The 22,406-nt window shown below is 70.4% G+C and carries 22 protein-coding genes; 11 read left to right on the top strand and 11 right to left on the bottom strand.

Features of this window, described 5'->3' with window-relative positions:
* Positions 1–124 precede the first annotated feature (124 nt).
* The 3 genes from ACH41F_RS17840 (at position 125) to ACH41F_RS17830 (ending at position 4,724) form a co-directional block, all read left to right on the top strand.
* On the top strand, positions 125–1,912 hold the full coding sequence (locus ACH41F_RS17840; RefSeq protein WP_391231707.1) for a PQQ-binding-like beta-propeller repeat protein: 1,788 nt from the start codon (positions 125–127) through the stop codon (positions 1,910–1,912).
* 54 nt (positions 1,913–1,966) lie between these two features.
* Positions 1,967–3,763, top strand: a complete 1,797-nt coding sequence (locus ACH41F_RS17835) for a PQQ-binding-like beta-propeller repeat protein (RefSeq protein WP_398836522.1) — start codon at positions 1,967–1,969, stop codon at positions 3,761–3,763.
* A gap of 253 nt (positions 3,764–4,016) precedes the next feature.
* Positions 4,017–4,724, top strand: coding sequence for a LuxR C-terminal-related transcriptional regulator (locus ACH41F_RS17830; protein ID WP_391231705.1), 708 nt, complete (start codon positions 4,017–4,019; stop codon positions 4,722–4,724).
* Positions 4,725–4,760: 36 nt separating this feature from the next.
* Here ACH41F_RS17830 and ACH41F_RS17825 read toward each other — a convergent pair whose 3' ends face one another.
* Positions 4,761–5,084: a hypothetical protein gene (locus tag ACH41F_RS17825; RefSeq protein ID WP_398836520.1), complete on the bottom strand. Its 324-nt coding sequence runs from the start codon at positions 5,082–5,084 to the stop codon at positions 4,761–4,763.
* Positions 5,085–5,104: 20 nt separating this feature from the next.
* Entirely contained in the window at positions 5,105–6,793 is a 1,689-nt protein-coding gene (locus ACH41F_RS17820; protein ID WP_391231703.1) for a sodium/solute symporter, read from the bottom strand.
* Between the two features lie 163 nt (positions 6,794–6,956).
* Between ACH41F_RS17820 and galT the strand changes: the two genes are divergently transcribed.
* Genes galT through galK form a run of 3 tightly spaced genes read left to right on the top strand, consistent with a single transcriptional unit; the run spans position 6,957 to position 10,134 of the window.
* A complete protein-coding gene (gene galT, locus ACH41F_RS17815) occupies positions 6,957–8,018 on the top strand; it encodes a galactose-1-phosphate uridylyltransferase (RefSeq protein ID WP_398836519.1) in 1,062 nt (353 codons plus the stop codon).
* Positions 8,015–8,983: a UDP-glucose 4-epimerase GalE gene (galE, locus tag ACH41F_RS17810; protein ID WP_391231701.1), complete on the top strand. Its 969-nt coding sequence runs from the start codon at positions 8,015–8,017 to the stop codon at positions 8,981–8,983. The genes galT and galE overlap by 4 nt, the downstream gene beginning before the upstream one ends.
* Positions 8,983–10,134, top strand: coding sequence for a galactokinase (galK, locus tag ACH41F_RS17805; protein ID WP_391231700.1), 1,152 nt, complete (start codon positions 8,983–8,985; stop codon positions 10,132–10,134). The genes galE and galK overlap by 1 nt, the downstream gene beginning before the upstream one ends.
* A gap of 46 nt (positions 10,135–10,180) precedes the next feature.
* On the opposite strand, the gene ACH41F_RS17800 is transcribed toward galK, so the two are convergent.
* Entirely contained in the window at positions 10,181–10,636 is a 456-nt protein-coding gene (locus ACH41F_RS17800) for a GNAT family N-acetyltransferase (protein ID WP_398836517.1), read from the bottom strand.
* Positions 10,637–10,894: 258 nt separating this feature from the next.
* Here ACH41F_RS17800 and ACH41F_RS17795 point away from each other — a divergent pair, with 258 nt between their 5' ends.
* Positions 10,895–11,662, top strand: a complete 768-nt coding sequence (locus tag ACH41F_RS17795) for a LuxR C-terminal-related transcriptional regulator (protein ID WP_391231699.1) — start codon at positions 10,895–10,897, stop codon at positions 11,660–11,662.
* On the opposite strand, the gene tamR is transcribed toward ACH41F_RS17795, so the two are convergent.
* On the bottom strand, positions 11,621–12,118 hold the full coding sequence (tamR, locus tag ACH41F_RS17790) for a MarR family transcriptional regulator TamR (protein WP_391231698.1): 498 nt from the start codon (positions 12,116–12,118) through the stop codon (positions 11,621–11,623). The two genes, ACH41F_RS17795 and tamR, sit on opposite strands and share 42 nt — an antisense overlap.
* Positions 12,119–12,207: 89 nt before the next feature.
* Between tamR and ACH41F_RS17785 the strand changes: the two genes are divergently transcribed.
* From ACH41F_RS17785 to ACH41F_RS17775, 3 genes are all read left to right on the top strand, one after another.
* Positions 12,208–13,023, top strand: a complete 816-nt coding sequence (locus ACH41F_RS17785) for a trans-aconitate 2-methyltransferase (protein WP_398836515.1) — start codon at positions 12,208–12,210, stop codon at positions 13,021–13,023.
* 3 nt (positions 13,024–13,026) lie between these two features.
* A complete protein-coding gene (locus ACH41F_RS17780) occupies positions 13,027–13,389 on the top strand; it encodes a glyoxalase (RefSeq protein WP_391231695.1) in 363 nt (120 codons plus the stop codon).
* A gap of 62 nt (positions 13,390–13,451) precedes the next feature.
* A complete protein-coding gene (locus tag ACH41F_RS17775) occupies positions 13,452–13,625 on the top strand; it encodes a CsbD family protein (RefSeq protein ID WP_391231694.1) in 174 nt (57 codons plus the stop codon).
* 30 nt (positions 13,626–13,655) lie between these two features.
* On the opposite strand, the gene ACH41F_RS17770 is transcribed toward ACH41F_RS17775, so the two are convergent.
* Positions 13,656–14,333, bottom strand: coding sequence for a TetR family transcriptional regulator (locus ACH41F_RS17770; RefSeq protein ID WP_391231693.1), 678 nt, complete (start codon positions 14,331–14,333; stop codon positions 13,656–13,658).
* On the bottom strand, positions 14,330–15,337 hold the full coding sequence (locus ACH41F_RS17765; RefSeq protein WP_391231692.1) for a fatty acid desaturase: 1,008 nt from the start codon (positions 15,335–15,337) through the stop codon (positions 14,330–14,332). The genes ACH41F_RS17770 and ACH41F_RS17765 overlap by 4 nt, the downstream gene beginning before the upstream one ends.
* A gap of 301 nt (positions 15,338–15,638) precedes the next feature.
* Between ACH41F_RS17765 and ppc the strand changes: the two genes are divergently transcribed.
* Positions 15,639–18,383 carry a phosphoenolpyruvate carboxylase gene (gene ppc / locus ACH41F_RS17760; protein WP_391231691.1) on the top strand — a complete coding sequence of 915 codons (2,745 nt, stop codon included), beginning with the start codon at positions 15,639–15,641 and terminating at the stop codon, positions 18,381–18,383.
* Positions 18,384–18,453: 70 nt separating this feature from the next.
* Here ppc and ACH41F_RS17755 read toward each other — a convergent pair whose 3' ends face one another.
* From ACH41F_RS17755 to ACH41F_RS17735, 5 genes are all read right to left on the bottom strand, one after another.
* Positions 18,454–19,137, bottom strand: a complete 684-nt coding sequence (locus ACH41F_RS17755; RefSeq protein WP_398836513.1) for an LPXTG cell wall anchor domain-containing protein — start codon at positions 19,135–19,137, stop codon at positions 18,454–18,456.
* A gap of 134 nt (positions 19,138–19,271) precedes the next feature.
* The gene (locus ACH41F_RS17750; protein ID WP_391231689.1) at positions 19,272–19,775 is read right to left on the bottom strand and encodes a hypothetical protein; all 504 of its coding nucleotides are present in this window, start codon (positions 19,773–19,775) and stop codon (positions 19,272–19,274) included.
* A 41-nt stretch (positions 19,776–19,816) separates the two neighbouring features.
* On the bottom strand, positions 19,817–20,434 hold the full coding sequence (gene pth / locus ACH41F_RS17745; RefSeq protein WP_391231688.1) for an aminoacyl-tRNA hydrolase: 618 nt from the start codon (positions 20,432–20,434) through the stop codon (positions 19,817–19,819).
* A gap of 72 nt (positions 20,435–20,506) precedes the next feature.
* On the bottom strand, positions 20,507–21,100 hold the full coding sequence (locus tag ACH41F_RS17740) for a 50S ribosomal protein L25/general stress protein Ctc (protein ID WP_391231687.1): 594 nt from the start codon (positions 21,098–21,100) through the stop codon (positions 20,507–20,509).
* 236 nt (positions 21,101–21,336) lie between these two features.
* Positions 21,337–22,317 (bottom strand): ribose-phosphate diphosphokinase, encoded by a 981-nt coding sequence (locus ACH41F_RS17735; protein ID WP_398836510.1) that lies wholly within the window; start codon positions 22,315–22,317, stop codon positions 21,337–21,339.
* Positions 22,318–22,406 lie beyond the last annotated feature (89 nt).

The following is a 22,406-nucleotide window of genomic DNA, read 5'->3' as shown; positions in this document are numbered from 1 at the left end:
CGGCCCGCTGCTCCGTCAGCCCCGGGTGATAGAAAGGGCCGTCTGAGAACTTTCTGAGAACGACTCTGAGCCCGTACGTACCTCAGGGCGTGGCTAAAAATCAGTGACGAGGGGGAGCACGCTGATGACTCAGCCGCCCAACCAGCCGCCCGGTTTCGGAGCGCCGCAGGACCAGCCGCCGCAGGGCGGGTTCGGCGCGCCCGTGCCGCCCCCGCAGGGGCAGCCGCCGACGCCGCCGTCTCCGCAGGGCCCGCCGCAGCCCGGTTACGGCTATCCGCAGCAGCAGCCGGCCGGCCCGTACGGCCAGCCCCAGCAGCCGCCCGCCGGTCCGTACGGCCAGCCCCAGCAGCCGCCCGCCGGCCCGTACGCCCAGCCCGGTCCGTACGGGCAGCCCCAGCAGCCCGGCCCCTACAGCCAGCCCGGCTACGGCTACCCGCCCCCGCCGCAGTACCCCGGTGGGCCCGGCACCCCGCCGTCCGGTCCGCGCAACCCCTTCAAGGGCAAGCCCGCCCTCGTCATCGCCGCGGCCGTGGCCGGTCTGCTGGTCGTCGGCGGCACCGTGTGGGCGGTCACGAGCGGGGACGACGACCCGAAGAAGCCGGTCGCCAAGGAGAGCGGCAGCGCCAAGCCGTCCGCCTCCGACGACCCGGCCAACCCCGGGTACGGCGACGGTGGCGGCGGCAAGGAGCAGCAGGACCTCAACGAGGGCCGCCAGGCGGGCGAGTCGAAGGTGCTCTGGTACAAGGACGCGCCCGACGCGCCCGGTTCCGGCGCCGACGCCCCCGGCATGTGGATCACCGACAAGACCGCGGTGAAGGCGGCGTACAAGCAGCTCTTCGGCTACGCCGTGGCCGACGGCAAGCCCGCGTGGGACCCGATCACCTTCGACCAGAAGATCTGCGCGGCCACCGACCAGAAGACGGCCGCGGGCAAGATCGTCGTGGCCTACCAGAACGGCAGCAGCGACCGCGCGAAGTGCAACCAGCTCCAGGAGATCGACCTCGACACCGGCGCCAAGGGCTGGACCGCCGAGGTCGCCGACGGTGACCTGTTCGACAGCGCCCTCCAGATCGACCTGTCCATCACCGGCAAGACGCTGATGGTGGGCCGCTCGATGTCCGGCACCGCCTACGACGTGGAGACCGGCAAGAAGCTGTGGAACAAGGAGAAGTACGGCAACGCCTGTTTCCCCAGCGCCTTCGCGGGCGGCAGCAGGCTGATCGCGGTCTCCTCCTGCGACGCCTCCGGTGCCAAGGAGCACGACGAGGTGCAGGAGCTGGACCCCGCGACCGGCAAGGCCAGGTGGACCCAGAAGTTCGACAAGGGCTGGCGCGTCGCGCGGGCCTACTCCCTCGACCCGCTGGTGATCTACAGCACCAACGAGGACAAGAACGCCTGGAACATCTCCACCTTCACCTCCGGCGGCAAGTTCCGCTCCCAGGTCGACTTCGACGAGGACTTCGCGCCCGTCTGCGGGTGGGCGATCCTCTCGCGTGACCTCACCGGCTGCACGGGCGCGGTCGCCGACGCGAACACGCTCTACCTGCCCACCGAGGCCACCACCGGCGCCAACGAGGTCGTCGCGGTCAACCTCTCCGACGGCAAGGAGAAGTGGCGCGTGAAGTCCCCGGCGGACGATTCGATGCTGCCGATGAAGATCGAGAACGGCAAGCTCATCGCGTACGTCCAGCCCTCCTACGAGGCGGGCGGCCAGGTCGTCTCCATCGCGACGACCGGCTCGGACCACAAGCCGGCCAAGCTGCTGCAGAACCCGGCGGGTGTCGCCGACATCGAGGACGGCTTCTTCTCCAAGGACATCGACTGGGTCGGCGGGCGCTTCTACCTCTCGACCACCCGGCTGACCGGCAACGACGACACGCAGGAGAAGTTGATGCTCGCCTACGGCAAGTAGCCCCTCGCCCCGTCCCGTTCCCGTCGCCGTCCCCCCTTACGAGGTACCCGCGTCATGACCCAGCCGCCGCCCCCGCCGCCCAACCAGCCCCCGCCCGGGGGAGGTTTCGGCCCGCCCCAGGACCAGCCGCCGCAGCACCCGGCCCCGCAGCCGGGGTACGGCTACCCGCAGACCCCGCCGCCCCCGCAGGGCGCGCCGCAGACGCCCCCGCCCCCGCAGGCACCGCCGGCGGGTCCGGGCTACGGGTACCCCGGCCAGCAGCAGCCGCCGTACGGCCAGCAGCCGAACCCGTACGCGCAGCAGCAGCCCTACGGTCAGCAGCAGCAGCAGCCCGGCTACGGGTTCCCGCAGCCGACCGTGCCGCTGCACCCCCAGCCCGGGCAGCCGGCCGGCGGGCGGAAGCTCAACCCGCAGCTGGCGATCATCGTCGCGGCGGTCGTGGCGATCGCGCTGATCGTCGGCGGCGGCGTCCTGTACGCCTCCTCGTCCGACGACGACGGCAAGAAGGACACCACGAGCTCCAGCGGTGGCACCGGCGGTGGCGGCGACCAGAAGGGCGGCACCGGCGGCACCTCCAGCAAGGGTGAGGAGAAGGTCCCCTCCAACACGGCCGCCTCGGTCCTCTTCCAGGTCCCGCAGCCCGAGCTGGAGGTCGACACCACCTACACGGTGGACGGCTCCTGGCTGACCGACAAGGTCTACGCCAAGAGCGGCATCGCCGAGGTCGTCGGCTACGACCGCGACAAGGGCACGAAGCTGTGGACGGTCAAGCTGCCCGGTCCGGTGTGCCGGGCCAGCCGGCACATGACCGAGGACCACCTGACGGCCATCGCCTACGAGCCGGCGATGCCGACGAAGACCCGTACAGCGGGGTGCAGCCAGGTCGCGGCGATCGACCTGGACGCGGGCAAGAAGTTGTGGACCAAGACGGCCAAGACCGGTGACCGGCTGATCACCTGGGACAACGTCAACGTCAGCGCGCACACGGTCGCCTCGGGCAGCACCAACGGCGGTGCCGCCTGGGACATCTCCACCGGCAAGTCCCTGTGGACCCCCAAGCCCACCGACAGCTGCTACGACGCGGGCTACGCCGGTGGCGAGAAGCTCGTCGCGGTCCGCAAGTGCGGCACCTACGACGCGCGCCAGCTGCACATCCAGACCATCGACCCGGCCTCCGGGAAGGTGATCTCCGAGTACAAGATGACGCAGGGCATCGAGTACGCGAGCGTCATCTCCACCCAGCCGCTCGTCGTGGCCGCCGAGGTCGGTGAGGTCGAGGGTGCCCGGGGCATCTCGGACGTCTTCGCCATCGACAACAAGACCGGTCAGCTGCGCTCCCGCATCTCCTTGCCGGCGGACCGGTACGAGGCCCGCTGTGACGGCATCTACCAGGTCGAGAACTGCTTCCAGGTCGTGGTCGGCAACGACCGGCTCTACGTGCAGACCGAGGAGCACGACGGCACCGGCGGCGAGTACATCAACCGGACCAACGAGATCGTCGCCTTCGACCTGGCCTCCGGCAAGCAGACCGGCCAGCGCGCCGACGCCGGTGACAGCTACACCATCACCCCGCTGCGGATGGACGGTGGCAACCTGCTGGCGTACAAGCGGCCGCCGTACGACAAGGGCGGTCAGATCGTGACCATCGACGGCGGCACCTTCAAGGAGACGAAGCTGCTGGAGATGCCGTCGGAGAAGACGGTGCGCGACGTGGAGACCAGCATGCTCCCCGACTCGTCCGAGATCCTCTACCACGACGGCCGGTTGTTCATGTCGAAGGTCTACGCGAGCGATTTCGGAGGCGGTTCGACCGAGAAGCGGTACCTCGCGATCGCCTTCGGCGCGAAATAGCCGCGGAACCGCCGACGACCACGGCCCCGTCCCTGCTCAGGGACGGGGCCGTGCGCGTACCACCCATCAACCTCGAATGCCGGAAATTCCGTCGATCCGGGGCACTTCTCACCGGTAGGGGGAGCGCAACGTCGAACAAGCGTGTAGCTTCCGGGGGCATGAAGAGCGGGGGAGCCGGGAGGGGGCTTCCGACCGTGCGGACCAGTGGGCATCCATGGCTGGGGCATCCATTGGGGGGACTGGGGGTTGCTCGATGGGAGTGCGGCTGATGGTGGTCGACGACCACCGACTGCTCGCGGAGGCGCTCGCCTCGGCGTTGAAGCTGCGGGGGCACCGGGTGCTCGCCGCGGCGGCACCCGCCGCGGGTGCGGCGGAACTGGTGATCACCCGGGCGCCCGAGGTGTGCCTGCTGGGCACGGCGACACCGGCCGAGCCGGGCATCTTCGACCCGGTGGTGAAGATCAAGCGGGACCGTCCGCAGGTGGCTGTCCTGGTCCTGGGCCCGGTGCCGAACCCCCGGGGCATCGCGGCGGCCTTCGCGGCCGGCGCCTCCGGCTACGTCCGCCACGACGAGCGCATCGAGGGCGTCGAGCGGGCGATCATGAAGGCCCGGGCGGGCGAGGCGGCGGTGGCACCGCAGCTGTTGCAGCAGGCCTTCAGTGAACTGCTGAACCCGGCGGCCCAACCGGACGACGAGGGCCAGCGCCTGCTCCAGCTGCTCACCCCGAGGGAGGTGGAGGTGCTGGTACGGGTCGCCGACGGGGAGGACACCCGGCTCATCGCGGCGGGCATGGGCATCGCGCCGTCCACGGCCCGCACCCATGTGCAGCGGGTCCTGATGAAGCTGGGCGTCGGCTCACGGCTGGAGGCGGCGGCGTTGGCGGCCCGCACGGGACTGCTGGACCGGGCCGGGCCGGTGGCGCACTCGATGGCGGAGCCGGGGAGGGGTCCGGAGGCCTGAGGCGGCCCGCGGACCCCGTCCCGTACCCGGCCGCGCCTAATCGGCGGCGGGCTTGTCCTCGGCGTCCGCGTCCGGCACCGGCGGCGGCGTCGGCCGCAGCTTCAGCCAGACCAGGAAGAAGACGCCGAGCAGCAGCATCCCGAGGCCGGTCCAGAGGTTGATGTTGACGCCCTCGGCCTTGTCGAGGGTGGCGTCGGAGGGGTTGATGCCGGCGATCGTGACGATGACGCCGTACAGGACGAACAGGCCGCCGATGATGCGGCGCAGGTCGAAGATGCGGGCGGCGGTGGCGGACTTCGCCTGGAGTTCGGCGACCTCCCGCTGGACGTCGCGCTCGGAGTGTCCGGAAGTCTCGGGCATGGTCTCTCAATCCTCCCGGGTCAGAACGAGAACGGGATGTAGCAGGCGGCGGCCAGGATCACGGCGCCCCAGCCCAGCAGGGCCGGCCTGCGGTACCAGGCGTCGTCGCCCTCGGCCGGTGCCTCGGACATGCCGGGGGAGCGGGTGCCGTAGACCAGGCCCTGGAGCTCGGCGGCCGGCTTCGGCGCGGTGAACAGCGACACCGCGACCATCACCACCGCGCCCGCGACGAAGCCGACGATCGCCGAGACGAAGTTGGCGCCCTGGTCGGTCGGGATGTCGACGACGCCCTGCTTGTAGATCCAGAAGTAGTTCACCATCGCGGCGACCGTGCCTGCGAGCAGTCCCCAGAACCCGGACTTCGCCGAGGCCCGCTTCCAGAACATGCCGACGACGAAGACCACGAACATCGGCACGTTGAAGAAGGAGAACAGGGTCTGGAGGTAGCTCATGATGTTGGAGAAGGAGGAGGCGAGGAACGCCGTGCCCACGGACGCGCAGACGCCGATCACCGTGATGAGCCGGCCGAAGCGCACGTAGTACGCGTCCTCCCGGCCCTGCTTGACGTACCGGCCCCAGATGTCGTTGGTGAACACCGTGTTGAAGGACGAGACGTTGGCCGCCATGCCCGCCATGAAGGCCGCGAGCAGACCGGTCACCGCGATGCCCAGGACGCCGTTGGGCAGCAGCTGTTCCATCAGGTACGGGATGGCGTCGTTGTACTGGTAGCCGGACTCGGGGGTGCCGAAGCCGGGGATGAGGGCCGCGGCGGTCAGGCCCGGGATCATCACCAGGAAGACGATGAAGATCTTCGGGAACGCGGCGATCAGCGGGGTGCGCTGGGCGGCGCTCAGGTTCTTCGCCGACAGGGCGCGCTGGACCTCGGCGAAGTTCGTCGTCCAGTAGCCGAAGGACAACACGAACCCGAGGCCCAGCACGATCGTCAGCCAGTTCGCGCCGAGCGGGTTGTCGCTGCCGATGCCGGTGCCGCCCCAGGCGGTGGTGAAGTCGGCGCCGTGCTGGGAGGTGAGCTTGTCCGTCAGACCGTCCCAGCCGCCGGCCTTCTTCAGCCCCAGCACCACGATCGGGATGAGGGCCGCGAGGATCACGAAGAACTGCAGGACCTCGTTGTAGATCGCCGAGGACAGCCCGCCGAGGGTGATGTACGCCAGCACGAACGCGCCGGCGACCACGATCGCCACCCACTGCGGCCAGCCCAGCAGCGCCTCGACGACGATCGCGAGGGCGTACAGGTTGACGCCGGAGATGAGGATCGCGGCGAGGGCGAAGAGCGCCGAGCTCAGCAGGTGCGCCCACTTGTCGAAGCGCAGCAGCAGCATCTCGGGGACGGAGCGGACCTTCGAGGAGTAGTAGAAGGGCATCATCACCAGGCCGAGGAAGACCATGGCGGGGATGGCGCCGATCCAGTACCAGTGCACGGTGTAGACGCCGTACTGCGCGCTGTTCGCGGCCATGCCGAGAATCTCGGTGGCGGCGAGGTTGGCCGAGATGAAGGCCAGGCCGGTGATCCAGGCGGGCAGGGAGCGCCCGGAGAGGAAGAAGTCGAGGCTGGTCTTCACCGATCTACGGGCGGCGAAGCCGATGCCCAGGACCACCAGGAAGTAGATGCCGAGGATCGTGTAGTCGAGCCAGTTCGTGGGGAGTCGCAGCTCGGCGGCCAGGGTGGTGGCCGCTGTGGGGGTTTGCATAAGCACTCGCTTCGTTGCGTGAACCGATACAGAGCGGAACCTACGCCTCCGCGTTCAGATATTGAACACTTCTGTTGATGCTCTTTGTTTGATTGTGATGTTGACTGCGCTGTCGAGTTATGGTTACTTGTGTTTAGTTCTGTTTGAGTGAAGGAGTCCGGCGGTGAAGAAGACCTCGACGCGGCTGGCCGACGGTCGCGAGCTGATCTACTACGACCTGCGCGACGACACCGTGCGGGACGCGGTGGACCGCCGCCCGCTGGACCGGACCGTCACCACCTCCGAGGTGCGCCAGGACGTGCTGCTCGGCGACTCGGTGGCGATCGCCTCGCACCGCCAGGGCCGCACCTACCACCCGCCCGCCGACGAGTGTCCGCTGTGCCCCTCGCAGGGCGAACGGCTCAGCGAGATCCCGGACTCGTCCTACGACGCCGTGGTCTTCGAGAACCGTTTCCCCTCGCTGGCCGGCGACTCGGGCCGCTGCGAGGTGGTCTGCTTCACCTCCGACCACAACGCGTCCTTCGCCGACCTCACGCAGGAACAGGCGCGTCTGGTCCTGGACGCGTGGACGGACCGGACGTCGGAGCTGTCTCATCTGCCCTCCGTGGAACAGGTCTTCTGCTTCGAGAACCGCGGTGCCGAGATCGGCGTGACACTGGGTCACCCGCACGGGCAGATCTACGCCTACCCCTTCACCACCCCCCGCACCGCCCAGATGTTGCGTTCGGTCGCCGCCCACAAGGACGCGACCGGCGGGGAGAACCTCTTCGACGCCGTCCTGGAGCGCGAGCTGGCCGACGAGCGGGTCGTCCTGGAGAGCGAGCACTGGGTGGCCTTCGTGCCGTACGCCGCGCACTGGCCCTACGAGGTCCACCTGTACCCCAGGCGCCGGGTGCCGGACCTGCTGGGGCTCGACGAGGACGCGCGCTCAGAGTTTCCCCAGGTTTATCTGGAACTCTTGAGGCGCTTCGACCGGATCTTCGGCGAGGGGGAGCCTCCGACGCCGTACATCGCCGCCTGGCACCAGGCGCCGTTCGGCCAGCTGGAGGAGTTCGACGGCGTCCACCGCGACGACTTCGCGCTGCACCTCGAGCTTTTCACCATCCGCCGCACCTCCGGCAAGCTGAAGTTCCTCGCGGGTTCCGAGTCCGGCATGAACGTGTTCATCAACGACATCCGGCCGGAGTCCGCGGCCCAGCGACTGCGAGAGGTAGCGAGTTCATGAAGTACCTGGTGACGGGTGGCGCGGGTTACGTCGGCAGCGTGGTGGCCCAGCATCTGCTGGAGGCCGGGCACGACGTCACCGTCCTGGACAACCTCTCCACCGGCTTCCGCGAGGGCGTCCCGGCCGGTGCCGTGTTCATCGAGGGCGACATCCGCGACGCCGGCAAGTGGCTCGACCCCTCCTACGACGGTGTCCTGCACTTCGCCGCCTCCTCCCAGGTCGGCGAGTCGGTCGTGAAGCCCGAGAAGTACTGGGACAACAACGTCGGCGGCACCATGGCGCTGCTCGGCGCCATGCGCGAGGCCGGCGTGCGCAAGCTGGTCTTCTCCTCCACCGCCGCCACCTACGGCGAGCCCGAGGAGGTGCCGATCGTCGAGACGGCACCCACGAGGCCGACCAACCCCTACGGCGCCTCCAAGCTCGCCGTCGACTTCATGATCAGCAGCGAGGCGCACGCGCACGGCCTGGGCGCGGTCTCCCTGCGCTACTTCAACGTGGCGGGCGCGTACGGCGAGTTCGGCGAGCGCCACGACCCCGAGTCGCACCTGATCCCGCTGATCCTCCAGGTCGCGCAGGGGCGCCGGGAGGCGATCTCCGTCTTCGGCGAGGACTACCCGACGCCGGACGGCACCTGCGTCCGCGACTACATCCACGTCGCCGACCTGGCCGAGGCCCACCTGCTCGCCGTCGAGCACGCCACCGCGGGCGAGCACCTGATCTGCAACCTGGGCAACGGCGAGGGCTTCTCCGTCCGCCAGGTCATCGAGACGGCCCGCCAGGTCACCGGCCACCCGATCCCCGAGGTCGTGGCCCCCCGCCGCGGCGGCGACCCGGCGGTCCTGGTGGCGTCGGCCGACGCGGCCCGCGAGAAGCTGGGCTGGAACCCGTCCCGCGCGGACCTCGCGGGGATCGTCGCGGACGCGTGGGAGTTCGCGCGGCACATCGGCACAGCAAGGGAGCAGTAGTGGGGCAGCAGGTGCAGGACGGTTTCACGGACCTCTACGGAACCGCTCCGGAAGGTGTCTGGTCGGCGCCCGGCCGCGTCAACCTCATCGGTGAGCACACCGACTACAACGACGGCTTCGTGATGCCCTTCGCGCTGCCGCACACGGCCGTCGCCGCCGTCTCCCGGCGGACCGACGGCATCCTGCGCCTGCACTCGGCGGACATCGGGGGCGACCCCGTCGAACTGCGCCTGGACGACCTCGCGCCGCTGTCCGACAAGAACTGGACGGCGTACCCGGCGGGTGTGGTCTGGGCGCTGCGCGAGGCCGGGCACCCGGTCACCGGCGCCGACGTCCACCTCTCCTCGACGGTCCCCTCGGGCGCGGGCCTGTCCTCCTCGGCGGCCCTGGAGGTCGTGATCGCCCTGGCGCTCGACGACCTGTACGAACTGGGCCTGGAGCGCCGGCAGCTGGCCCGCCTGTGCCAGCGTGCCGAGAACGTCTACGTCGGCGCCCCCACCGGGATCATGGACCAGACGGCGTCCGCGTGCTGCGAGGACGGCCACGCGCTGTTCCTCGACACCCGTGACCTGTCCCAGAAGCAGATCCCCTTCGACCTGGCGGCCGAGGGCATGCGCCTGCTCGTCGTCGACACCCAGGTCAAGCACTCCCACAGCGAGGGCGAGTACGGCAAGCGCCGCGCGGGCTGCGAGAAGGGCGCGGCCCTGCTCGGCGTCGACGCCCTGCGGGACGTGCCGTACGCGGAGCTGGACGCGGCGCTGGCCCGCCTCGGCGACGAGGAGGAGGTCGTGCGCCTGGTCCGCCACGTGGTGACGGAGGACGAGCGCGTCGAACGCGTCGTACGGCTGCTGGAGTCGGGCCAGACCCGGGCGATCGGCCCGGTCCTCGTCGAGGGCCACGCCTCCCTGCGCGACGACTTCCGCATCTCCTGCCCGGAGCTGGACCTGGTCGTCGACACGGCCCTCGCGTCCGGCGCGCTGGGCGCCCGGATGACCGGCGGCGGCTTCGGCGGCTCGGCGATCGTGCTGGCGGAGGAGGCCGACGTGGAGACCGTCACCAAGGCGGTCGAGGCGGCCTTCGCCGCGGCCGGCTTCACCGCGCCCCGCGTCTTCGAGGCGGTGCCCGCACCGGGGGCGCGCCGGGTGGGCTGACGGCTCCGGCGGCGCCCCCACCGGCACCGTCCGCGGCCCTGAAGCCTCAGGCGATCCGCTTCGTCAGCGTGTACTCGGTGATCCCCGGCGGATAGTCGGGGATCACGCACACCACGTCGTACCCCTGCCTCCGGTAGAACTCCGGTGCCTGGAAGTCCCATGTCTCCAGGCGGGAGTCGAGACACCCGCGCTCCTCGCGGGCGAGCGTCTCCGCGTGTGCAAGCAGTCGCGAACCCAGGCCCGCCCCGCGCCACCGCTCGTCCACCCACAGGTAGGTCACGTGCAGCCAGGTCGTCCAGGTGTGGCCGACCAGTCCGCCGGCGAGTTCGCCCGAGCCGTGCAGGGCCCAGACGTGGAGGGGAAGTTCGCGTTCACCTGGGGTTCCGCGCAGGGCACGCAGGACCGGGGAGGCCGCGGTGTTGTCGGCGCGGAGCCGGGTCCGGAGCAGATCACGTCGGGCTCTGTCGACTTCTGCCTCAATGCGAAACATGCGGCTCACCATAAACGCGGCGGACAGCCAGTTCTGCAAATTGCCTTCCCCTCCCGGCCCCCGGCCGTACCCTGATGAGCAGCACCGGTGGGGGCCGGTGCTGTTCAGGGGGCGAGACAGTCGGGTACGGCGCCCGAAGTGGGGGTAGCAGTCCGAGCACGGCGGCGGCCGTGCGGCCCTCGCACTTCGGACGTCGTACCTGCGCCTGCTCTTTCCGTCTCCCGCCATGAGGTATCCCCTGCTCTTGGAGAGCTTGGGGAAGGGGGTTTCGTGGTTCGCATCCGAGTCCTGGTCGTCGACGACCATCGCATCTTCGCCGAGTCGCTCGCCGCCGCCCTGGCCGCCGAGCCCGACGTCGACGTCTCCGCCGCCGGCAGCGGGCCCGCCGCGCTGCGCAGTCTGGAGCGCGCCGCCGCCGAGGGGCGCCGCTACGACGTGCTGCTCGTCGACGCCGACCTGGGCGGCAACGTCCAGGGCATCCGGCCCGCCGTGCCCGTGCAGGAGGGCGGCGAGGACGGGGTCGTCGACGGCATCTCGCTGGTGGCCGGGGTGCGCTCCGCGCAGCCCGGCGTCCGGATCGTCGTCCTCGCCGAGAAGGACGACCAGCGCCGTGCCGCGCTCGCCCTTCAGGCCGGGGCGTCGGGGTGGGTGGCCAAGGACTGCTCGCTGTCCCGGCTGCTGACCGTCATACGGGGGGTGCTGCGGGAGGAGACGCATCTGCCGCCCGCCCTGCTCACCGGCGTCCTGCGGGAGCTGACCGCCGCGCGCAAGCACCGCACCGAGAGCGAGCGGCTGGTGGAGTCCCTCACGCCGAGGGAGCGGGAGGTGCTGCGGTGCATGGTCGCCGGGCTCGGCAGAAAGGCCGTCGCCGAGCGGCTGTTCCTCTCCCCGCACACCGTCCGCACCCATATGCAGAACGTCCTCGGCAAGCTCGGCGTGCACTCCACGCTGGCCGCCGTCGCGCTCGCCCGCCGGGCTGGCGTGGGTCCTGCCGACCTAGCCGGGGATGTTGTCGAACGGGGCGGTCAACTGGCGTAGCAGTGCCGCCAGTTCGCCCCGCTGGGCGCGAGAGAGCTCCGCGAGGATCGCGCGCTCCTGGTCGAGGAGGCCGGCGAGCGCCTGGTCCGCGCGGTCCTGGCCCTCCTCCGTCAGCCGCACCAGCACACCGCGCCGGTCCGAGGGGTCCGGCAGCCGTTCCACCAGGCCCTTCTTGGCCAGGCGGTCGATGCGGTTCGTCATCGTGCCCGAGGTGACCAGGGTCTGCGTCAGCAGTTGTCCGGGGGAGAGCTGATACGGCGTTCCCGCGCGCCTGAGCGCGGTCAGCACGTCGAACTCCCAGGGCTCCAGGCTGTGCTCGGAGAACGCCAGCCGGCGTGCGCGGTCCAGGTGCCGGGCCAGTCTGCTCACCCGGCTGAGCACCTCGAGCGGTTCCACGTCGAGGTCAGGGCGCTCCCGGCGCCATGCTGCGACCAGCCGATCGACCTCGTCCTCCATGGCGATCAGTCTAGTGGTTGTGTCGATGTGGAGTCTCTTGATGTGAAGTCTCTTGACGTCAAGATAAATCGAGGGCCAGAGTGGGAGCCATGACCGACAGTGGATCCACGCCGACCTGGGACCCCGCCCAGTACCTCCGCCATGCCGACCATCGCGCCCGCCCCTTCGCCGACCTCCTCGCCCGCGTCCCCGACCCGCCCCCCGGACCGGCGCCCCGCATCGCCGACCTCGGCTGCGGCCCCGGCAACGTCACCGCGCTCCTCGCCGCCCGCTGGCCCACCGCCCACGTCACCGGCTACGACAACTCCCCCGAGATGCTCGACCGCGCCCACACCGAGCACGCCGGACCCACCCCCGGCGGCGGCCGCCTCGACTTCGCCCACGCCGACGTCCGCACCTGGACACCCGCCGAGCCCCACGACCTCATCGTCAGCAACGCCACCCTGCAATGGGTCCCCGGGCATGTGGAGCGCTTCGCCGACTGGGTCGAGGCGCTCCGGCCGGGCGGCACCCTCGCCTTCCAGGTGCCCGGGAACTTCGGCGCCCCCAGCCACCGGCTGATGCGCGAACTCGCCCACAGCGCCGGTCTCGACGACGTCCTGCGCCACGACGACGCCGTCCACACCCCCGAGGCCTACCTGGAGCACCTCACCGCCCTCGGCTGCGCGGCGGACGTGTGGGAGACGACGTACGTCCACCTCCTCCCCGGCGAGGACCCGGTCCTGGACTGGGTGAAGGGCACCGGGCTGCGGCCCCTGCTCACCGCCCTCGCCGACGACCCCGAGGCGCTGGAGACCTTCGTCGCCCGCTACCGGGACGCCCTGCGCAAGGCCTATCCGACGGGAGCCCACGGCACGCCCTTCCCGTTCCGCCGCATCTTCGCCGTGGCCCGCAAGGAGGCGTGAGAGATGATCACCGCCGTCGATCACGTCCAGCTCGCCGCGCCGCCGGGTGCGGAGGACCTGGTGCGGGCGTACTACGTGGAGGTGCTCGGGATGACCGAGATCCCCAAGCCGCCCGGGCTCGCGGCGCGCGGGGGGTGCTGGTTCCGGGCGGGCGGCGCGCAGCTGCACGTGGGGGTCGACGCCGCCTTCCGGCCCGCGCTGAAGGCGCATCCCGGGCTGCGGGTCGTCGCCATCGCGTCGTACGCCGACCGGCTGCGGAGCCGTGGAGCCACGGTCACCTGGGACGACGACCTGCCCGGTCACCGGCGTTTCTGGTCCCACGACCCCGTCGGCAACCGGCTGGAGTTCCTGGAGCCGGTGGTTTGAGCGCGCCGGTGCGGGCCACTCGCTTCAGTGACATGGGAGACGACTTGTCAGGAGTGAGTGACGTGGCGAAGGACGAGAAGACCCAGGCGAAGGTGGAACAGGCCAAGGGCAAGGCCAAGGAAGCCCTGGGACGCGCGGTCGGCAACGAGCAGAAGACCGCCGAGGGCCGCACCGAGGCCGGCAAGGGCGACCTGCGTCAGGCCAAGGAGAAGGCCAAGGACGCCTTCAAACGGTGACGCACCGCACCTGTCAGGGCGCCGCAGGAGTCAGCTCTTGCGGCGCCCTATCAGGTGCGGCTTCTGCTCGAGACCGTCCAGTCCGTGCCACGACAGGTTCACCAGGTGCGCGGCGACCTCCGCCTTCTTCGGGCGGCGCACGTCCAGCCACCACTGACCCGTGAGCGCCACCATGCCCACCAGCGCCTGCGCGTACAGCGGGGCCAGCTTCGGGTCGAAGCCGCGGCTCTTGAACTCGCGGCCGAGGATGTCCTCCACCTGGGTGGCGATGTCCGAGATCAGCGACGCGAAGGTGCCCGTCGACTGCGGGATGGGCGAGTCCCGGACCAGGATGCGGAAACCGTCGGTGTACTCCTCGATGTAGTCGAGCAGCGCGAACGCCGCCTGTTCGAGGAGTTCCCGCGGATGACCGGCCGTCAGCGAACCGGTCACCATGTCCAGCAGCCGCCGCATCTCGCGGTCCACGACCACCGCGTACAGGCCCTCCTTGCCGCCGAAGTGCTCGTACACCACCGGCTTGGACACCCCGGCCTTCGCCGCGATCTCCTCCACCGACGTGCCCTCGAAGCCCTTGGCGGCGAAGAGGGTGCGACCGATCTCCAGCAGCTGTTGCCGGCGCTCGGCTCCCGTCATCCGGGTGCGGCGCGTGCGCCTCGGCTTCTCAGTGCTCTCGTTGCTGCTTGAGTCGGTCGCCACGGCGTCAATCATGCCGCCTTCGCGGGCTCCTTCCCGCGCCGGGCGCCGCCTTCGTCGGTGTTACGGCGTGAATCGATACGTGAGCGTGACGGCCAGCGGACGTCGTACGCCCAGCCGAACGCCTCGAACCAGCGGATCAGCCGCGCCGAGGAGTCGATCTGGCCGCGCATCACACCGTGCCGCGCGCAGGTCGGGTCGGCGTGGTGCAGGTTGTGCCAGGACTCGCCGCAGGACAGCACCGCCAGCCACCACACGTTGCCCGAGCGGTCCCGTGACTTGAACGGCCGCTTGCCGACCGCGTGGCAGATCGAGTTGATCGACCAGGTCACGTGGTGCAGCAGGCAGACCCGGACCAGCGAGCCCCAGAAGAAGGCCGTGAACGCGCCCCACCACGACATCGTCACCAGCCCGCCGACCAGCGGCGGAATGGCCAGCGACAGCATCGCCCAGAAGATGAAGCTGCGGGAGATCCGGCGGATCGCCGGGTCCTTGATCAGATCCGGCGCGTACTTGTCCTGCGGCGTCTGCTCCTCGTCGAACATCCAGCCGATGTGCGCCCACCACAGGCCCTTCATCAGCGCCGGAACCGTCTCGCCGAACCGCCACGGGGAGTGCGGGTCGCCCTCGGCGTCGGAGAACTTGTGGTGCCTGCGATGGTCCGCGACCCAGCGCACCAGGGGCCCCTCGACCGCCATCGACCCCGCGATCGCCAGCGCGATCCGCAGGGGGCGCTTGGCCTTGAAGGAGCCGTGCGTGAAGTAGCGGTGGAAGCCGATGGTGATGCCGTGGCAGCCGAGGTAGTACATGAGGACGAGCAGGCCGAGGTCCAGCCAGCTCACCCCCCATCCCCACGCCAGCGGCACGGCCGCGAGCACCGCGAGGAAGGGGACGATGATGAAGAGCAGGAGGGTGATCTGCTCGAGCGAACGCTTCTGCTCGCCGCCCAGGGTGGCGGACGTCGCGGTGTCGTCGGTCGCCTCCGAGGCGTCTTGGATCACATCGGAGCTTGAGGTCATGGGGCGTCCCCTGTGGGGTTCGAGGGTTGTGACAAGGGCCAGGTCACAGGAGCCCTGCGGGGAGCGAGCGGTACTTCCCTACGGTTCCGTAACCTACGGCATCGTAAGTATGGCAGCGCGTCGCCCGACGGCAAGAGCCCGCGAGTCTGCGCGTCCGTGGCGCCACATATCCTGGAGTCGTTCGGACAGCGCGGTCCGCTCTCATTTCTTCCCGGATGTCCGGTCGGTACGCGGCGGTCGCCGCACGACCGCTACCGGGTTCCCTCCCGGACGAGCTTCAACACTGCAAGGAGCCGCACCTGTGAGCAGTGCCGACGACCAGACCACGACCGCCTCGAGTGAGCTGCGCGCCGACATCAGGCGACTCGGCGACCTCCTCGGTGAGACCCTCGTCCGCCAGGAGGGCCCGGAGCTCCTGGAGCTCGTCGAGAAGGTCCGCCGCCTCACCCGCGAGGACGGTGACGCCGCCGCCGAACTGCTGCGGGGCACCGAGCTGGAGACCGCCGCCAAGCTGGTGCGGGCCTTCTCCACCTACTTCCACCTGGCCAACGTCACCGAGCAAGTCCACCGCGGCCGCGAGCTCAGAGCCCGGCGCGCCGCCGAGGGCGGTCTGCTCGCTCGCACCGCCGACCGCCTCAAGGACGCCGACCCCGAGCACCTGCGCGCCACCGTGCAGAACCTCAACGTGCGCCCCGTCTTCACCGCGCACCCCACCGAGGCCGCCCGCCGCTCGGTCCTCAACAAGCTGCGCCGCATCGCCGAGCTCCTGGAGACCCCCGTCCTGGAGACCGACCGCCGCCGCTACGACACCCGTCTGGCCGAGAACATCGACCTGGTCTGGCAGACCGACGAGCTGCGCGTCGTACGCCCCGAGGTCACCGACGAGTCCCGCAACGCCATCTACTACCTCGACGAACTCCACGCCGGCGCCGTCGGCGACGTCCTGGAGGACCTCACCGCCGAGCTGGAGCGCGTCGGCGTCACCCTCCCCGAGGACACCCGCCCGCTCACCTTCGGCACCTGGATCGGCGGCGACCGCGACGGCAACCCCAACGTCACCCCGCAGGTGACCTGGGACGTCCTGATCCTCCAGCACGAGCACGGCATCAACGACGCGCTCGACATGATCGACGAGCTGCGCGGCTTCCTGTCGAACTCCATCCGCTACACCGGCGCCACCGACGAACTGCTCGCCTCCCTCCAGGACGACCTGGAGCGCCTGCCGGAGATCAGCCCCCGCTACAAGCGCCTCAACGCCGAGGAGCCCTACCGGCTCAAGGCCACCGCGATCCGCCAGAAGCTGGAGAACACCAAGCTCCGGCTCGCCAGGAACACCCCGCACGAGCCCGGCCGCGACTACCTCGGCACCAGCGAGCTGCTCCAGGACCTCACCCTCATCCAGAGCTCCCTGCGCGAACACCGCGGCGGCCTGTTCGCCGAGGGCCGCATGAACCGCACGATCCGCACCCTCGCCGCCTTCGGCCTCCAGCTCGCCACCATGGACGTCCGCGAGCACGCCGACGCCCACCACCACGCCCTCGGCCAGCTCTTCGACCGCCTCGGTGAGGAGTCCTGGCGCTACGCCGACATGCCCCGCGACTACCGCGGCAAGCTGCTCGCCAAGGAGCTCAGGTCCCGCCGCCCGCTGGCGCCCACCCCGGCCCCGCTGGACGCCGCCGGCGAGAAGACCCTCGGCGTCTTCCACACCGTCAGGCGCGCCCTGGACGTCTTCGGCCCCGAGGTCATCGAGTCGTACATCATCTCGATGTGCCAGGGCGCCGACGACGTCTTCGCCGCGGCCGTCCTGGCCCGCGAGGCCGGCCTGATCGACCTGCATGCCGGCTGGGCCAAGATCGGCATCGTGCCGCTCCTCGAGACCACCGACGAGCTCAAGGCCGCGGACACCATCCTGGAGGACATGCTCTCCGACCCGTCCTACCGGCGCCTGGTCGCGCTCAACGGGGACGTGCAGGAGGTCATGCTCGGCTACTCGGACTCCTCCAAGTTCGGCGGCATCACCACCTCCCAGTGGGAGATCCACCGCGCCCAGCGCCGCCTGCGGGACGTGGCGCACCGGTACGGGGTGCGCCTGAGGCTCTTCCACGGCCGGGGCGGCACCGTCGGCCGCGGCGGCGGCCCCTCGCACGACGCGATCCTCGCCCAGCCCTGGGGCACCCTGGAGGGCGAGATCAAGGTGACCGAGCAGGGCGAGGTCATCTCCGACAAGTACCTGGTGCCGTCGCTGGCCCGCGAGAACCTGGAGCTGACCGTCGCGGCCACTCTCCAGGCCTCCGCCCTGCACACCGCCCCCCGCCAGTCCGACGAGGCCCTGGCCCGCTGGGACGCGGCGATGGACGTGGTGTCGGACGCCGCGCACTCCGCGTACCGCAGGCTCGTCGAGGACCCGGACCTGCCGAACTACTTCCTCGCGTCGACTCCCGTGGACCAGCTCGCCGACCTGCACCTGGGCTCGCGGCCCTCCCGCCGTCCCGGCTCGGGTGTCTCGCTCGACGGCCTGCGCGCCATCCCGTGGGTGTTCGGCTGGACCCAGTCCCGGCAGATCGTGCCCGGCTGGTTCGGCGTCGGCTCCGGCCTGAAGGCGCTGCGCGAGGCGGGCCTGCGGCAGGAAGGGGACACCGTGCTCGACGAGATGTACGAGCAGTGGCACTTCTTCCGGAACTTCATCTCCAACGTCGAGATGACGCTCGCCAAGACCGACCTGCGCATCGCCCGCCACTACGTCGAGACCCTGGTCCCGGCCGAGCTCCAGCACGTCTTCGCCACCATCGAGGCCGAGCACGAGCTCACCGTCGCCGAGGTCCTGCGGATCACCGGCGAGAGCGAACTGCTCGCCGCCCAGCCGGTCCTGAAGCAGACCTTCACCATCCGCGACGCCTACCTGGACCCGATCTCCTACCTCCAGGTCGCCCTGCTCAAGCGCCAGCGCGACGCGGTCGCCGCGGGCGAGGAGCCGGACCCGACGCTCGCCCGGGCCCTGCTGCTGACCGTCAACGGTGTCGCGGCGGGCCTGCGCAACACCGGCTGACGCCCGCCGCACGTACGAGGGTGCCCCCGAGGTCCGACCTCGGGGGCACCCTCGTCTCGGTACGTGTGTCCTACGACGCCCTGCGCCGGCGGAACACCAGGTAGCCGCCGGCCGCGACCAGCGCGGCCGCCACGCCGCCCAGCAGCCCGACGGGGGCGCCGTTGCCGGTCTCGGCGAGATCACCGCCGTCGCCGCCGCCCGCGCCCTGGGTGGAGGGGGAGGGGGCCGCCGAGGGAGCCGTCGACGCACCCGTGGGGGCGGAGGCCGAGGCGCTGGGGGAGGCCGAGCCGCCGGCGGAGGCCGAGGGCGTCGAGGACGGGGTCGTCCCGGGGTTGGCGCCGTCACCGTCCTCGCAGTCGGTCCAGAACACCTTGTGCTTGGCGGCGCCGTGCTCGCCCTCGAAGGTCCAGAACAGCTTGTAGTGGCCGTCGGGCAGCGACAGGTCCTGCGTGCGGCCGTGACCCTCGCCGTCCAGGGTGATCTCGCCGGACTTCACGGTCTCGCCCTTGACGTCGGCGCCCGGGGCCCAGGCCTCGATGTGCCAGTCGACCTCCTGGGCGCGGTCGAAGCCGAAGGCGTCCAGGTAGAAGGTGCAGACGTGCGGTTCGTTGCGGCGCAGCTCCTCGCCGGTCGAGGCGTCGTGGATCTTGACGGTGCCGTTGTCACCGGGAGGGGTGGCGTGGGCGGAGGGGGCCGCGAGCAGGGCGGCCGCGGCGACGGCGGACAGGGCGCCGGCGCGGGAGAGGGTACGCATGGGCAGTCCATCTTCGAGACGTGGCAGGGAAGATGTGGAGGGGGCGGCTCAGCTTCCAGCTCCCGCTGACCCGAGGTCAATCACGAACAGGCAACACTCAGCTCCTCCACAGATGTGGAGAACGCCGAAGGAGCTCAGATCGTCACGAAGGCGGCGGTCAGCAGCGCGACCCCCGCGCCCGCCATCACCCACGCGCCCCGGGTACGCCCCAACCCGCCCGCCACCACCACCGACGCCAGCAGCAGCGCGCCACCCAGCGGCACCCACGCGTACAGGATCCCGGCCGGCCCGGAGCGGACGACGTCGTCGCTGCTCGGCTTCAGCACGACCGGGTAGGTCCCGCCCCGCTCGACCGCGACCGTCTTCTCGATGACGACCCGCTCACGCGGCCGCGACCCCTGCGACACCGGCGTGTACGGCCCGGTGCAGGTCCGGGCACCGCACCGCGTCACCTCGATCGTGCCGCGCTCCCGGCCCTTGGTCAGCATCACGTGCTGCGCCGTGCCCCAGGACGCCCACACCCCCGCGATCAGGATCAGCACCGCGACCGTGCCCATCGCCGCGAGCCGACCGAACCGGAGGGCGACGACCGAGGCCTGACGAGAGGTGAGGGCTGGGGCAGGCATGGCCGGGATCATTGGCCATGCCTGAACGGCCCGTCAACTCCGCTGGGGACAAGTCAGGAGTTGTACGTGCTTTGCGCCCGCTCCAGGCCCTCGATCACCAGGCACTCCACGGCGTCCGCCGCCCGGTCCACCAGGTAGCCCAGCTCCTTGCGCTCGCCGGAGGAGAAGTCCTTCAGCACGAAGTCGGCGACCTGCATCCGCCCCGGCGGCCGCCCGATCCCGAACCGCACCCGGTGGTACTCCGCGGAGAACGCCTTCGTCATCGACTTCAGCCCGTTGTGCCCGTTGTCCCCGCCGCCGAGCTTCAGCCGCAGCGTGCCGTAGTCGATGTCCAGCTCGTCATGGACCGCCACGATGTTCGCGACGGGCACCTTGTAGAAGTCCTTGAGCGCGTTGACGGGCCCACCGGACAGGTTCATGAACGACATCGGCTTCGCCAGGATCACCCGGCGGTTCAACGGCCCCGGCGGCCCGATCCGCCCCTCCACGACCTGCGCCTGCGCCTTCCCGGCCCGCTTGAACCTCCCCCCGATCCGCTCGGCCAGCAGATCGGCCACCATGAAACCGACGTTGTGCCGGTTGGCCGCGTACTCGGGCCCGGGGTTGCCGAGACCGACGATCAGCCAGGGGGCGGTGGCAGAGGCGGCGCCTGCGGGGGTGGTCACGTCCATGTCTCCTCGATACGCGCCAGCCGCCGCTCCCGTACGGGAGCAGCGGCTGACGGACTTCTACGGGGCTGAGGCTCAGGCCTCGGCGGCCTCGTCACCCTCGGCCGACTCCTCGCCGGCCTCCTCGGCCTGCGCGGCCAGGACCTGGAGGACGACGGTGTCCTCGTCGACGGCCAGCTTGGTGCCCTTGGGCAGCGGGATGTCCTTGGCGAGAACGGAGTCGCCGGCGGTCAGACCCTCGATGGAGACGGTGACCGACTCGGGGATGTGCGTGGCCTCGGCCTCGACCGGCAGCGCGTTCAGGACGTGCTCCAGCAGGTTGCCGCCCGGGGCCAGCTCGCCCTCGGTGTGGACGAAGATCTCGACGTTGACCTGCTCGCCGCGCTGGACCAGCTGAAGGTCGACGTGCTCCAGGAAGCCCTTGATCGGGTCACGCTGGACCGACTTCGGGATCGCCAGCTCGTTGCTCTTGCCGTCGATGTCCAGGGAGATCAGGACGTTCGGCGTGCGCAGCGCGAGCAGCAGGTCGTGGCCCGGCAGCGTCAGGTGGATCGGGTCCGAACCGTGGCCGTAGAGCACGCCGGGGACCTTGGAGTCGCGGCGGATACGACGGGCGGCACCCTTGCCGAACTCGGTGCGGGTCTCGGCGGTGAGCTTCACCTCGGACATGCAGATCACTCCTCGTATGGGTGAGAGACGGACAGGTCACCCGGCCACGAACGGCCTGCTACGAAGAGCGCGTCGATAACGGACAGCCGTACCTCGTCATGAGGACGGCCTCCCTCGCCGAGCAACCCGGGCAGTCTACTGGGCGGGGGAGGCCGCAGGAAAATCGATCATGCAGAACCGTTTTCACGGCTTCTCGGCGCGGTACGGCTCCGCTGCGCCTTACGGCTCGATCGAGCTCACTGCTCGTCGAACAGGCTCGTCACCGAACCGTCCTCGAACACCTCGCGCACCGCGCTCGCGATCGTCGGCGCGATGGACAGGACCTTGAGCTTGTCCAGGTCCGCGGCGAGCTCACCCGGCGTCGGCAGCGTGTTCGTGAACACGAACTCGCTCACCCGGGAGTTCTTCAGCCGGTCGGCGGCCGGGCCCGACAGCACACCGTGCGTGGCGGTGACGATGACGTCCTCGGCGCCGTGCGCGAACAGCGCGTCCGCGGCGGCGCAGATCGTGCCACCGGTGTCGATCATGTCGTCGACCAGGACACACACCCGGCCCTTGACCTCGCCCACGACCTCGTGGACGGTGACCTGGTTCGCCACGTCCTTGTCGCGCCGCTTGTGCACGATGGCCAGCGGAGCGCCGAGCCGGTCGCACCAGCGGTCGGCGACCCGCACCCGGCCGGCGTCGGGGGAGACCACGGTCAGCTTGTCCTTGTCGACCTTGGCCCCGACGTAGTCCGCGAGCAGCGGCAGCGCGAAGAGGTGGTCCACCGGGCCGTCGAAGAAGCCCTGGATCTGGTCGGTGTGCAGGTCCACGGTCAGGAGCCGGTGCGCGCCGGCCGTCTTCATCAGGTCCGCGATCAGACGCGCCGAGATCGGTTCACGCCCGCGGTGCTTCTTGTCCTGGCGCGCGTAACCGTAGAAGGGCACGATCACCGTGATCGACCGCGCGGAAGCCCGCTTCAGCGCGTCGATCATGATGAGCTGCTCCATGATCCACTTGTTGATCGGAGCCGTGTGGCTCTGGATCAGGAAGCAGTCCGCACCTCGCGCCGACTCCTGGTAGCGAACGTAGATCTCGCCGTTGGCGAAGTCGAAGGCCTTCGTCGGGACGACCCCGACACCCAGCTGCTGGGCGACCTCCTCGGCAAGCTCGGGGTGGGCGCGGCCGGAGAAGAACATCATCTTCTTCTCGCCGGTCGTCTTGATCCCGGTCACAGCACTGTCTCCTCAGAGGTTTCTCAGCCGGCTGTCGAGAGACCTCGCCGCTGGGCGCGACGGGGCCGTCTCAGCTGGTGGGTGCGGGT

This window comes from Streptomyces sp. NPDC020489 (genome assembly GCF_044386545.1).
In the GTDB taxonomy this organism is placed as follows: Bacteria; Actinomycetota; Actinomycetes; order Streptomycetales; family Streptomycetaceae; genus Streptomyces.
The sequence above is the reverse complement of the archived record's forward strand: the minus strand, read 5'-3'. Positions and strand labels throughout refer to the sequence as shown.